Here is an 11,914-nt window from a genome sequence, read left to right on the forward strand (position 1 = left end):
TTCTTTCAAAAGAGCGAAGCCCGAGGATTCTAACGAGTCTTCGGGCTTTTTGTTTCTTTTTGATGTTAACGCTCTTTCTATTAATCATTACCAATGTGACTACATTAAATACATGAAACAATATTGTGCAAAATTTTTGTTTTGTTGTTTTAGGGTGTCTTTCTTAACATGCCTAATGCTGCTAACTGGTGTTGTGCAGGCTTTTGCTGACACGGTAAGCTATCAGTTTAACGGTCCTAGTTGGACAGCTACAAATAATGGTGTTACTGCTAATTGGCATTGTATTAAACGAGGAGTATCTGATCTAAATACAAGTTATGTGAAGATTGAGGGAGGTTCCATAGCGTTGGCTAATTCTACGGTTTCTTTTGATAACATATCTTTGGTAAAGGTTTATTATGCGACTACTAAGGATGGAAAAGGCAGATTATCTGTTTTTTGTGTAGATGATTCGTTAGCTTCATTGAAATCTGGATCTATTATTGGAGATTCTAAAGTGGTCCAAGGGCCTGCTACGACTACTGATAGGTATGAGGAGTTTAAACCTTCTTCGTTATGTTCTGGATACATACAGATTTATGCAAGTTGTTCAGTGAATAGTATTTATATCAAGTCGGTTGACATTGAATACTCTTCTAATAGTCCGGTTTTAAGGAACAGCGTGAGCACTCTTGATTTTGGTTCTGTTGTGAGTGGTAAGAGCAAGGAAATCAGCTTTCAATTATCGGGTAGAAATCTTAACTCGGATGCTGTGCTGTCTGTTGATGGTGAGGGATTCTCGGTTCAACCTGCACGCGTTTCACCCAATGAGGGAGAGATCTCAGAAACAGATGTTAAGGTTACTTATTCTCCTACGTCTGTAGGAAAACATCAAGCGAAGCTTACGATTTCTTCGGATGGTGCTACTGCTAAGGTTATCTCGCTTACAGGAACGGCTATTGCTCCTACGGTGTATCATACAGTTACTTGGCTTGTGAATGGTGAAACTTATACTGATGGTAATCCATCTTCGAAAGTTGCAGAGGGAAAGAAGGTTAAGACGTTGCCTTCGGCGCCACAAGCTATTGAAGACAAGGAATTTGTCGGTTGGACCGATTCAAGCATTTCTGGCTCAAAGAATGAAAAGCCTTCGGTCCTTTTTGTAGATGCTGCTTCAGCTCCGGTTGTCAAGGCAGATGTTGTTTATTATGCCGTGTTTGCTAAGAAGACAGGAAATGAAGTTACGTACACAAAACTTAATTCTGACAAATTTAGGAAGGATGCAGAATATGTGATAGGTGCTGAAGATAATAGGAAAATATATTATTTTTACAAGCATGATGAAAATCCAAAGTGGGGGAGAATGAGCGAGGATGTTGCACAATGTCCGCCTATTGAATTCACTTTGTCGGGAACGAAGAATGCCCTCAAAGCTCAAGCTAAAAATGGTTTGTATTTGAAGTCGACATATAACGATTTTCAAATGACCCAAGAAGAATATACCATAAGTATTTCAGAGGAAGGTCTACTTCATAATAATAATAAATACAGCCCCAATGTTACTTTGAGATTTAATCCTGATAGAGGCTTACGTTGGTATAAATATGGTGAAGGTAATTGGTTTCCAGAAGCCTATTTCTATGAGATCAGTGGCGGAGTGAATTATTCGGGTTATTGCACCTCTGTTCCTCGTACTGTGAGTTTCAAAGCCATAGACTCGGATGGCACACGTTATGCTACTTTTAGCTCAACGAGGGATGTGGTGTTTGTTGGCGATGATGTAGAGGTCGCGGGCTTGGCGGTTAAGAATGACATAATATCGCCGATTCCTGTAACGTCTGCAAGCTATGCGGTTACCGACGCTTCAGTTGGTAAGAATGGCGAGGTCAATGGTTGTTATGTTCCTGCCAATACTGGTGTGTTGTTGAAGAGCAAGTCAGATACGGCTTCTTATTATTACGCTAAGAGTTCCTATGAGGTTAACCTCTCGGGCAATATGCTCAAGCCTGCTCCGGTTGGGGGGGGCAAATTCGAGCCCGAGACAGGTTACAGGTATTATAAGTTGGCCTATAATAATTACTCCACCAAGCAAGGCTTGGGCTTCTATTGGGGAGCCGAGGAGGGTGGCGCCTTTAAGGTGAAGGATGGGTTGGCCTATTTGGCCGTTCCTTCTGCCGACGCTCATAATGCCAAGGGTTTTCGCTTTGATGGCGTTACCGATGGTATCGGTGGCGTGGAGGTGGATCGTAACAAGTCGCATGACCTTTATAACCTTATTGGGCAGCGTGTGGTCGGCAAGGCTGCTCCAGGCCTTTATGTCGTGAATGGAAAGAAAGTGATAATCAGATAATAAACGAAAACCTATGATGAAGAAAGAATATTCCAAGCCGGCCGTTGTAGCCAAGGCTATTGATACAGAGCCCATGCTCGCTGGAAGCGGTTCCATGGATAGGGTCCAATCCACTATGGCCCAGGATGATGATGTCGAGGAGAACGAGTTTGCCAAACAGAATACCGTCAATACCGTTTGGGACGACTAATCCCCCTCACGAAAAGAGCGCATACCTCCAAGGCATGCGCTCTTTTCGTAGATAGGCTCGCCATGGTGTGATTAAATCGTCCAATCATGTGGCTTTATTGTGCTATTGCTTATTTTGTGCTCTTTTCTGGTTAATTCGTTGTCTCCTAATTTGCTGAATGGCGTTACTTTTGCGTGATGAATCCGTTGGCTTGGTGATGGTTTGTTTAGAAGAATGGATTGTTGAGTCGATAGTTGATGGGCTTGTTGGAATGATATTTTCCGCTTTCTTGATACTTACTGTCACGAGTATTTTGTAACTTTACGCAGCATGTAAAGTGTGCGTGGCGGCAGCGTTTGTGAAGGCATAACACGAATGGCTCCCCGCGCCACACGATAGTTTCTAACCCAACACCGCAAAGTATGAACATCACCATTCTTCAAACCGATATCCTCTGGGCGCAGCCCGAGGCCAACCGCCAACGTATCAGTCAGCTGATTGAGCACCTTGGCCCTACCGATCTCATTGTGTTGCCGGAGATGTTCTCCACGGGCTTTGCCACGCAGCCCGAGGGCATTGCCGAGGGCGATGGCGGTTCGCTGCGGTGGATGGCGGCGATGGCGGCCTCCACGCAAGCTGCGGTGGCGGGAAGCATCGCCATCCGGGAGGGTGAGCGTTATTACAATCGGTTTTACTTTGTGAAGCCCGACGGTGAGGTTGTGTTTTACGACAAGCGGCACCTCTTTACCTATGGGGGCGAGGACAAGGCGTTCACGCCAGGCCGTGATCGTGTTGTCGTAGAGTGGCGTGGCGTGCGCATCCTGCTGCAGGTATGCTACGACCTTCGGTTCCCAGTGTTCAGTCGCAACCACGACGACTACGATCTGGTGCTCTATGTGGCCAACTGGCCTGAGGGGCGCCGTCAGGCCTGGGACCTCCTGTTGCGTGCCCGCGCCATCGAGAACCAGTGTTATGTGGTTGGTGTGAACCGTGTGGGCAGGGCGCAGGTCAATTACAACGGAGGTTCGGCCATCGTCGATTTTCAGGGCACTCTGCTCGCCGCATGTGTCGACGGACAGGAATCGTCGGCCACGGCCCAGCTCAACATGCCGCGCCTGATGGCCTTCCGCAAGCAGTTCCCCGTGCTCCACGACGCCGACGCCTTCAGGTTGTGTGAATTATAATGTTGAATGTGGAGTGTTGAGTGTGGAATGAATTTTGTTGAGTGTTGAATGAACATTCAGCACTCAACCTTCAACATTGTCAAACGTCTGTGGGAGTCGACCTTTGCATCATAGGCGCCAAAGAACAAGCGGGATAGTTCCCCCACAGAGGGCACAGAAGAACCGAAACGCACAGATGTTTGTGAATTAGGAAGGTAAGATCAGATAGAGATGCTTGTGGCTCGTGTGAGACGAGGGGCAACAAAAGGTATGAGAAGGGGCGGGCTCGTGTGAGAGCAGGCGTGAGACGCTGGGCGTAGCCGTGTTGACAGAAAAGACGAATGCGCCCATTGACTTTTGAGAATGTTGAGTGCGAATAGCTGTTAAGTCTGCTTTTCGCACGTACTAGGGTCTACTAATTTATTTTAGCTAAGCCGCCTTGTAAGGCGGCAAAAATTCCCGCGAGGCTGTCTGCGATTTCTTCTATTCGCTTTTTGAGGGGATCTAAGGCCAAATCCACAAAAACGAGACAAAGAAGTCTCCTAAGGAACTACATTACGTTAGTGAAGAAGTAAGCTCCTATCCTTGTGCAAGCCGTGTCGTCAAGTTTCGCCCTGATGTCGTTTGCCCGGTAAACCCTTTTTGAGGTTCGGAATGTGGCCTCCACCTCGTTTCTGTCTCTCCGATGGCCATCTTCTTGTTCTCAGCATGCCCGTTGTTTTCTTCCTTGGGAGGTCGTCCAAGCGGGTGGTTGTAACAGCCAACATGACAATCCTTGATAAGATTCCTGTTCACCTTCCCGAGGTAGAGCTTGTCCGCTTGTACTTCTTGTGGCAGCATGCCGTAGCGCTTTTTATAGAGTTCCAATTGCGTGGCGAGGTCGGACGACTCGTTGTAGGCGTCCCAACAGAGATTGTCGACGTAGGTGAAACTGTTCACGATGCTGGCGCCAACCTTCGCTCCGAACTCGACCTTGGCATTCGCCTTGCCCCTGACAATGGTCGGAGGTGCGGCTGGTAGATGCTGACGATGCGGTCGGCGCATCTGCGGACGTTCTCGTCAAATATCTTCTTCTGTTGCGCATACATCTTGAACGCCGCCTTGAGACACTTGCTATCATGTCGGCTGAAGCACGAGAGGAGACGGCTTGACTGCCCGCCAAGGAAATCAAGGTATGTCAGTAAACAGCATAGTTGAATCCAATCTGTACGTGGTTAATGAACCCCTCCAACTCGTCATGTGCCTTTTGAATGTCACGTTTGAGTTGTAGATTTGTCAATGTCTCTGTTGTCACTCAACATCGTTCCTCACTTTTGGAGAATCTGCCGTTGAAATAGCGTTCTTAGGCGTTTTGTTCATCGCCTCTTTTTGTGCCTTCTTCTGAAATTGCTCATTGTTCTGAGCAATGTGTTCCTCCATCTCCTCACGATCAGCTCGATTGTTCCAGTCTTTGTGATGAGACTTGAAATAGGCATAGAGTCCAGTCTTCAATCTATGAAGAAAAAGCACGAACAGGGCGTAGTAACCTATGAATATCTGTATTACGAGCAGGAATCATACAAAGTCATTGTCTCTACCCACTATCCACAGAGCCGTCTTGTAAACGGCAATGACATAAAGAAGATGATGACTATACCAAGGAATCCCTTATCAATGTTCCGTTCTATCCCCCTCTTTTCGAAGGAGCAATGGAAAGATGTCTATCTCCATACTTTACAATGCTTTAATTTGTTCTTGGGCAACAATTATTGCGTCGTTGTAGAGGTCACGTTCCTGTTCATCCTCAACCGCATCAATGAACTTATCTGCCTGTCATAAGGTAAGCATTTTCTTTTCATCCTGATGAAAGCACTCTGCTAGCTTAATAACTTGTTCACGCTTTGCCCGTCTGTCACCACGCTCAATCTTACTGAACGTCGGGGTGTCTATCTCCAATAGTGCAGCCAACTGGCGTTGCAGTACGTCATGCTCATCTCTTAATTCTCTAATCTTCTTTCCGAATAACATATCTGTATCTATTTTTCTTCTTTAGCAAGTTACTGGCAAATTAAAATTACGAACTTACAAACTTACAACGCTGGCAAACAGTACTTTAGCAATCTTTGCGCAACTTTTGGTTCTCATGTTAGCAAATCGCCAGCAAGTTACAGGCAAGTTAAATTTATGCACTTCATATATAGAGGAGCGGTATTAGGTCAAGCACTTTTAGGAGGTGCTTATTGATTGCTTCTTTGATTAATCTAGACGAACTACTAGAGGAAGTTTCAGGAATGCCAAACCTATCTCTGAGTGACTTGTTTGTCAAAGCATCACCTTGTAAATACATAAGACAAGCATGGAGATAACACGACCATAGCTTATCTTTCATGGGGATGTTGCTGAAACTCATCTCAGAGAAGAGCGTTACTTTGGTGCTGTCTTGGAATACCTCGATATGTGGAGCAGGCAAATATTGTGCTTCACAAGCCAACACCATCCTGTCCCATCACGGCCAAGCTCCTCACACATCTTCAACCGACGCATGAGCGATGCCTGTTTTTCATTCCTTGATTTGGGAGGGTTGTCTATTATACGGAGCACATCTACTAATGACGTACCCGGATTCGTCACCTCAATGCGGTTGTCAAATATCTCCACTACAGGAGTTGTCCCTGTTATATATAGGTCTTGGTGAATATGGCTATTTGCTATGACTTCTCTCGCAGTAGGCAGAGGAAACTTGCTTGTTGTTGACAGTGGAACGGCATTCACATCCTCGCTGCTTGGCAGCAGCGCATTCACATAGCGTACTATATTCTCGAAGCATACGGCATACCCTTGATTAAACGGTTCCTCCTTTTGAATCAACAGTCAGTTTATTCCCTTGTACTGAATCACGCGCATCGCTTTACGGCTCAATCTAGTGAATTCATTCAAGTCTTTTGCGAACAGTATGGCACCGAGGTTAGTAATAGAGTACAAACCATTATCCTGCTTCTGTATAATGCCATCCTCTTTCAGATAATGCACCACTGCATCCTTTTCCACAGGCTGAGGTATCTTCAGCAACGTAAAATAGGCATCTACCTGAAGCAGCCTAATGATGTCTTCATATCTCTGATCGGTCCGCATACATCTTCGGACTGAGCGTGGTGCAACTTGTCCCACAACTGTGCACGGAACACAGGAAACTCATGCAACTTTTTAGTGTAGCTACCACTGCTAATATAGAAATGCAACCGGCTCGTTAAGTGCCTTGTGGATTCTAATCAATTCTACATGCATACCGTCTATTTCTGTACTATAGAATTCAAAATCCGCATTTTTAGAAAGAAGATAACGAAGCTAGTTCTCTAACTCCTGCTTACCTTTCTTTTCAAGTTGCAGACGCACTTTTGTTCAGATTATCTCATGCGTACAGTCGTCTATGCCCCATATCATATAGGCGTAGTCACGGTCGTTCAATGTAGCACTATTGGCAAGGGCGCTTATGTCCTCACCAATCATCGTAGGTTCACAGTTGTTATGCTTGAACTCAACCCAGCCTATTTCCTTTGTAAGCTAGCTGAGTTCTTTTACCAGTATATCAATATTTCCTATCATATTATTCTTCTTGTTAGCTATACAAGATTTAATGTTGGTATGCTTGCGAACAAGTCTATATTTGACCATCGAATAGCCCCAACTGAGTGTTACCCTTTAGACGATAATAAATACGATTCCTTACTTTTATCTTTTCTACCTGTTCCATGTTATTAAGGTATCGCTTCATTTTATCATCCTTCCAACTCAAATGTAATCGAGTAATGACTTCTTTTGCAGAAAGTTTTTCAACACTGTTAAGTATCGTAATTAATTCAGAATCCAGTTTCTCTTTATTCAATTGTTCTGGTGTCTTCTGTTCTTCTGGGCTCAACGATATTATGTTACCTGTAACATCTACGGCAGACGCACCTTTTTGAATAAGTAGCAGATTTGCGTTTTTTTCGTTCTTTTCTGGGTATCTGACGTAGATTAATCGATTCTTACGCAAACCGTCAATTACACCAGACCAAGTGCCACCTTTTTCATCACTTTGTGCTACGAATATTTCTGATGCCATTCCATAAATAATAGGATTACGTGCCATGGCAAATTCTACAGACCACGGAGCCTTTGGGGCAAAAGTGCTCATCACTAAAACCCTTCCTTGGACAATATGCTTAAAATACTGCTTAAAACCAGATCCGAAAGTCATAATACCTTGTGGCAGTACGATAATACTTTTTCCATTTGTTTCAACAGCAGAATCTAATGCTTGACGATCCACTCCTTTTGCAAATCCGCTAACAACGACTTTATTGTTTTTTGTAGCATTCTTTGCAATATTGTCAGTAAAGGATAGCGACTTCACATTTGCACTCCTTGAGCCAACAATGGCTATCGAAGGTTCCTGTAATAAAGATATGTTCCCCTTGGTATATATTACGGTTGGGGCGTTGAACTTTAAATTTTCCTTTAGTAGTTTCGGATAATCTTCGTGCGTGATTGGCAGGATATCATAGCCTTGAGCCATCAACTCATCAACAAGAAAGGAGTTATTAGCTAATTGTGCTCTTGACTCTTCAAACTGAATTTTCTCAATTTCGTTAAGCCCAACTTCTTCCCAAATTGAAGAATCTTCAAATAATTCAATTATTGATATCTGCGGATTGTGTTTAAAGCAATTCACGTATATCTCATTCTTGCGTTTTGTCCACATCTTTGGAATTAATGCAAGTGTCACCCAATATGTCAATTCTTGTTTTATCATAATGTGCCTCCTATTGTTTTTGCTATTACTATAGGAACAATACACTTTGCTCCTTTATTTGTGAGTAATTTTCCGATTTCTTTTAGTGTTGCGCCACTGTCATATATATCATCAAGCAATACTATACATTTCCCTTTTATCACATCCTCATCGACATCAAATGCATCAGAAATATTTTCCTTTTTACTATATGAATTCTGAAATATTTTCTGTTCTTGTGTTATGCGTATTTTAATTAGATCGTGACTAACAGGGACGTTTATAACACGAGCAAACTTAATAGCAAAGTTCTTCATAAGGTCACCAGACTTTGTTGGAGGTGTATACATTACAAGGTCAAAATGATTTCCTTTGAACTTTTTGCCAAATACTGATAAAGTCTTTTTTAATAGGAAGTCAGGAAAATCTCCTCCGTTTTCATATTTGCTTCTGTGCAATGCCGCACCTATATTTGATACGCCATAATATGATGCCGCACATCCGTTTACCATACGGGATGCCTTTCCTAAATGCTCTTTAATAATTTCAATTTCTTCTGTGGTATAATCCGAGGTCTTAATACGATTGAAATACTCGTTCACAGAATGTCCAATCACAACTCCATTCTCATCTTTAATAGTTTTCTCTATTAAGGTTTTGTTAGGAGATGGAATGCAAACTCTAATACCTCCTTTTCTTGTTGTCCATGAAGCAAGTTCTAAAATAGGGAAATAGGTTTCCCTAAATTCTTCCAACCTTGCAGATAAACTTGGAGAATGAGTAATGTGGAGTTTCTCCAAATTAGTGTTGTCACAATTTGAGTAATTTATTTGTTCGTCACTATCAAGGAAGGCACATAGGTATTTCATTCTTGGCATATCTGTATAAACATACTGTTCCATCGAATGGAGGTCCTTTAGTTTGGCATCCCTCAGTTCTTCAAAATGTTTTGTATTTAGAGCAGGCGCGTTAAACTGATATTCAAGTTTCTTGGTTCTGTTGTACAAAACCTCTTTTACAATTCCTTGGTCTATCAGGTCTGCCTTGATTACTCTAACTTGCGTTTGCTTGAGATTAGCTCTTTTCATAACCTCTCTTTCTGATAAGGGCCCTTCTTGTAACAAATCAATAACCTTTTGATATTTGTTCGTTGTAGGACGCGCACCTTCAATGAACGAAAGTGGGAGTTTTGAGTCAGCGGCTATTCCACTTTCGCTATTCTCATTGTAGAACAAGATTATTCGTGTTTTTTTGTCATCACGTCCCGCACGACCAATCTCTTGATAATAGTGAATTGGTGATACTGGCATCTGGGTGTGTATGATAAAGCGAATGTCTGGTTTGTCTATGCCCATACCCAAAGCATTAGTTGACACAACACATTTCCATTGGTTTTCCATCAGTCCATTTTCGATAGACTTGCGTGTTTCTGCGTCAAAACCCGCGTTGTAATCTGTGGCATTTACTCCTACGAACTGAAGCCACTTTGCATAAATTTCAGTATCAACCCTGGTACCTGTATATATCAGACCTGTACCGTTAATTGAATTTATATTCTGTGCCAACCATATCATTTTCTCGTCTTCTGATTGTACTTTAAGTACCTGAAGCTCAAAATTTGGCCTTACAAGATTTCCTCTAATTGTTGTCAACTGTCCTCCAATCTGCTGCTCAATATCTTGCTGAACTCTTTTTGTTGCTGTTGCAGTGGTGGCTAGAATTGGTAAATGTTTTGGAAGCAACTGTACTAAATTGATAATCCTTCGGAATGATGGTCTGAAATCATGTCCCCACGTAGATATGGTGTGGGCTTCGTCAATTACTATCATTGAAAGCTTTATTTGTCGGGTAGCCTCTATCCACTCGTCGTTTTCTTGTCTTTCTGGTGCAATATAAAGAATCTTGATCTCATTATTCAGTGCTCGCTGGATAGCTTCCTGGTTCTCCTCATAAGATTGTTCTGAATTTATGTATGCAGCAGAAATACCTCGGTTGTGAAGGCTTCTCACCTGATCGCGCATTAGTGCTATCAGTGGAGAAAAAATGACGGTTACACCTTCAAATTGAGTAGCAGGGAACTGGTAACACAAAGATTTTCCGAAACCGGTGCGTTCAATCATAAGGATACGCTCTCCTCGGAGTATTCGTTCTATAGCTGTCCATTGTTCGTCATAAAAGTGGTCCAAACCGAAGATTGACTTCAGTCTGATTTCAGCTTCTTTCCTGGTTATTAGATCTGTCATAAATTAATTTGATTCCGTTATTATACGGATGCTTCTTAAATATTCGACTATCCCCAATTAGGATTGTCGTATTATGCCTACAAAGATAGTCGTAAAATCTGAAATACAATCAACATCATTTAATATTCTTCGCTCTTTTGTTGCATTTTAACAGTTGAGAGCGACTAGAATGTCCAATTTACTAAAGTTTCCTACCTTTTGTTTTAGCTCTCAGAAAAGAGCAAGCCTCATAACCACCTGTAAGAACGTACTTTTAACGTTTACCTAGGGTCTACTAATTTATTTTAGCCAAGCCGCCTTGTGGGGCGGCAAAAAAAACTGCGAGGCGGTCTGCGATTTCTTCTATTCGCTTTTTGAGGGGATCTAAGGCCAAATCCACAAAAACGAGACAAAGACCAAATTCCTAAAAAAAAGTTTGCAGAAATCTTTGTTGTCTGAAATAGATACGTCGATTCGAGTTTGTACTCTAATGCGTTTGTGACTTTTCCAATGGGCCTCTTTCTGCTGCCTTATTGGCTTCAGAGGTGGTTTGTGCCGTTCGCATTCGCAGGCAGTCAGCTTACGTGTTCTTTTATGGAGTGGCGGCGCGAGGAGTTGCTTTTAGTCAGATAGATTCCTAAAGACGGATTTGGTTTAATATGCATGAGGCGAGGAAGGATCCTTCGATTGTGGAACGGATGAAGAAGGTTGGTCGCGTGGCCGCTATGCTATAATGGGAGGGTGGGGGTCTCGCAGGCAGTGGGGGGTGAGTGGCAATTTTTTGTAACAATCTATAGCGAAAACTACACGTTTGTTTTTCGCGATACAAAGATTTGGCGCAAATACGCGATTCTTGGTGCGTTTTTGTAATAGGTTGGTGGTCAGGTGGTTGTGTGGTTAAGGTGATGCTTGGCTGATGATTTTTGGTGTTTGGCGTTGCGAAAGATGCCTTTTCGCAATGCCAAAGATGCCTAAAGGCAAGACGATAGCTTGCCTTTCGTGTCTCGGTTTGGCATGTTTTGTGGTGCGAAAGATGGCTAACGGCAATCGCTGGGATCATTTCGGGTGGTAACATTCCGCAAAAAGGGCGGTTTGGCGCTCTGGTTCGCGCAAAATCCCGACACAAGTTTTTAACCAAAAATCAGGACAAGTGGTTTTGTAATGTTGAATGTGGGGTGTGGAATGTTGAATGAGTCTTTCGGATGTAGGGCGTGGCATGTGCAAAGCGGTAACTATTCAGCGAAAGGGCATGGCGGGGTATCAAGCCTCAAATAAGGCTTG

8 protein-coding genes and 2 pseudogenes are annotated in these 11,914 nt (G+C 43.1%); 3 read left to right on the plus strand and 7 right to left on the minus strand.

Features of this window, described 5'->3' with window-relative positions; translation table 11 throughout:
- From WKK33_RS06190 to WKK33_RS06200, 3 genes and pseudogenes are all read left to right on the plus strand, one after another.
- Positions 1-2,329 (plus strand): annotated as a pseudogene (locus WKK33_RS06190) (hypothetical protein); the annotation flags it as partial.
- A 13-nt stretch (positions 2,330-2,342) separates the two neighbouring features.
- Positions 2,343-2,519 carry a hypothetical protein gene (locus WKK33_RS06195; protein ID WP_330002085.1) on the plus strand — a complete coding sequence of 59 codons (177 nt, stop codon included), beginning with the start codon at positions 2,343-2,345 and terminating at the stop codon, positions 2,517-2,519.
- A gap of 401 nt (positions 2,520-2,920) precedes the next feature.
- Positions 2,921-3,682, plus strand: coding sequence for an amidohydrolase (locus WKK33_RS06200; RefSeq protein ID WP_337932956.1), 762 nt, complete (start codon positions 2,921-2,923; stop codon positions 3,680-3,682).
- A 558-nt stretch (positions 3,683-4,240) separates the two neighbouring features.
- Here the strand turns inward: WKK33_RS06200 and WKK33_RS06205 are convergent.
- The 7 genes and pseudogenes from WKK33_RS06205 to WKK33_RS06235 all read right to left on the minus strand — a co-directional run bounded on the left by WKK33_RS06205 (position 4,241) and on the right by WKK33_RS06235 (position 10,654).
- Positions 4,241-4,705, minus strand: a complete 465-nt coding sequence (locus WKK33_RS06205) for a hypothetical protein (protein WP_337932958.1) — start codon at positions 4,703-4,705, stop codon at positions 4,241-4,243.
- Positions 4,706-5,374: 669 nt separating this feature from the next.
- Positions 5,375-5,668: pseudogene (locus tag WKK33_RS06210) on the minus strand (helix-turn-helix transcriptional regulator).
- Positions 5,669-6,064: 396 nt separating this feature from the next.
- Entirely contained in the window at positions 6,065-6,442 is a 378-nt protein-coding gene (locus tag WKK33_RS06215; RefSeq protein WP_337932965.1) for an ATP-binding protein, read from the minus strand.
- Positions 6,443-6,511: 69 nt separating this feature from the next.
- On the minus strand, positions 6,512-6,772 hold the full coding sequence (locus WKK33_RS06220) for a hypothetical protein (RefSeq protein WP_337932960.1): 261 nt from the start codon (positions 6,770-6,772) through the stop codon (positions 6,512-6,514).
- A 267-nt stretch (positions 6,773-7,039) separates the two neighbouring features.
- Positions 7,040-7,147: a hypothetical protein gene (locus WKK33_RS06225; protein WP_337932962.1), complete on the minus strand. Its 108-nt coding sequence runs from the start codon at positions 7,145-7,147 to the stop codon at positions 7,040-7,042.
- A 151-nt stretch (positions 7,148-7,298) separates the two neighbouring features.
- A complete protein-coding gene (locus WKK33_RS06230; RefSeq protein WP_337932963.1) occupies positions 7,299-8,432 on the minus strand; it encodes a DNA-processing protein DprA in 1,134 nt (377 codons plus the stop codon).
- Positions 8,429-10,654 carry a RecQ family ATP-dependent DNA helicase gene (locus WKK33_RS06235; protein ID WP_337932964.1) on the minus strand — a complete coding sequence of 742 codons (2,226 nt, stop codon included), beginning with the start codon at positions 10,652-10,654 and terminating at the stop codon, positions 8,429-8,431. The genes WKK33_RS06230 and WKK33_RS06235 overlap by 4 nt, the downstream gene beginning before the upstream one ends.
- Between the last annotated feature and the right edge of the window lie 1,260 nt (positions 10,655-11,914).

It is taken from the genome of Hallella sp., assembly GCF_037460745.1.
GTDB classification, from domain to species: domain Bacteria; phylum Bacteroidota; class Bacteroidia; order Bacteroidales; family Bacteroidaceae; genus Prevotella; species Prevotella faecis.